Origin of the sequence: Klebsiella sp. JB_Kp042, from assembly GCF_040065275.1 — a bacterium.
Taxonomy (GTDB): Bacteria; Pseudomonadota; Gammaproteobacteria; order Enterobacterales; family Enterobacteriaceae; genus Klebsiella; species Klebsiella quasipneumoniae.
This window is the reverse complement of record NZ_JBEAJL010000073.1, coordinates 1-1,438: the sequence shown is the minus strand read 5'-3', so window position 1 is coordinate 1,438 and position 1,438 is coordinate 1. Positions and strand designations below refer to the sequence as shown.

Genomic DNA, 1,438 nt, shown 5'->3' with positions numbered 1-1,438 from the left:
TAATCAGCGAGTCAGCTTGGGAAGAAATGACCTGCTTATTCGCACCTTCCTTAGCAGCATCGTCATTACAGGCCTCCGGCGGACTGACTCTATTAGTCCGGCTGGCGGAAAAAATGCTGCGTCGCCACCCGCGCTATATTACGCTTCTGGCGCCGTTTATCTGCTATATCTTCACCTTTATGTCCGGCACCGGCCACGTGGTATATAGCCTGCTGCCGGTGATCTCCGAAGTGGCGCGGGATTCCGGCATTCGTCCCGAGCGTCCGCTGTCGATTTCCGTCATCGCTTCGCAACAGGCGATTACCGCCAGCCCAATTTCTGCGGCAATGGCAGCGATGATTGGCCTGATGGCGCCGTTCGGCATCTCCATCTCCACCATCATGATGATTTGCGTTCCGGCAACGCTGATTGGCGTGGCGACGGGAGCGCTCGCCACCTTTAATAAAGGTAAAGAGCTGAAAGACGATCCGGAATACCAGCGTCGCCTGGCAGAAGGTCTGCTCAAGCCTAACGGTAAAGCGGAGCTCAGCACGGAAATCGCGCCACACGCCAAACTCTCGGTGCTGCTGTTCCTGAGCGGCGCGGTGGTGATTGTCCTGCTGGGGCTGGTCCCGGGCCTGCGTCCGATGGTTGAAACCGCGAAGGGGCTGCAGCCGCTGTCAATGTCGGCGGCGATCCAGATTGTGATGCTCTCCTTCGCCTGCCTGATTGTGCTGCTGTGCCGCCCGCCGGTGGATCAGATCCTCAGCGGCAGCGTGTTCCGCGCCGGCGCGCTGGCTATTGTCTGCGCCTTTGGCCTGGCGTGGATGAGTGAAACCTTCGTCAGCAGCCATATCGACCTGATCAAATCGGAAGTGCAGGTGGTGCTGCAGGAGCATACCTGGCTTATCGCCATCATGATGTTCTTTGTCTCGGCGATGGTCAGCAGCCAGGCGGCGACCACCCTGATCCTGCTGCCGCTGGGGCTGGCGCTTGGGCTCCCGGCGTATGCGCTGATTGGCTCCTGGCCTGCGGTAAACGGCTACTTCTTTATCCCCGTGGCGGGACAGTGCCTCGCGGCGCTGGCCTTCGACGATACCGGCACCACCCGCATCGGCAAATACGTGCTTAACCACAGCTTTATGCGTCCGGGACTGGTGAACGTGATTGTCTCGGTGGCGATGGGCCTGATGATTGGCAAGATGATATTAGGCTGACTTTGTTCCTCGGCCCGCTTGTTCCAAGGGCCGTTTTTTATATCCTTTCGCGCCAAAGCCGTGCTAAAAGTCCATGATTACCTACTGAGACGCATTATGGCGCGATACCCTGTCCGGCAATAATTCTGGTGCAGCGATGTACTGCTCTGGCTTGAAGTGAGTGATGTTGAAGATATTTGTACCAGTAGATGGCTTTGTTGAATAAATCAGATTTCGGGTAAGTCTCCCCCGTAGCGGGTTGT

The 1,438-nt window shown here is 57.4% G+C and carries 1 protein-coding gene; it reads left to right on the top strand.

Annotation, left to right across the window (positions count from 1 at the left end; translation table 11 throughout):
• The coding region (locus ABLV54_RS13210; protein WP_348814178.1) for an anaerobic C4-dicarboxylate transporter at window positions 1-1,196 on the top strand (1,196 nt) is incomplete at its 5' end.
• Between the last annotated feature and the right edge of the window lie 242 nt (window positions 1,197-1,438).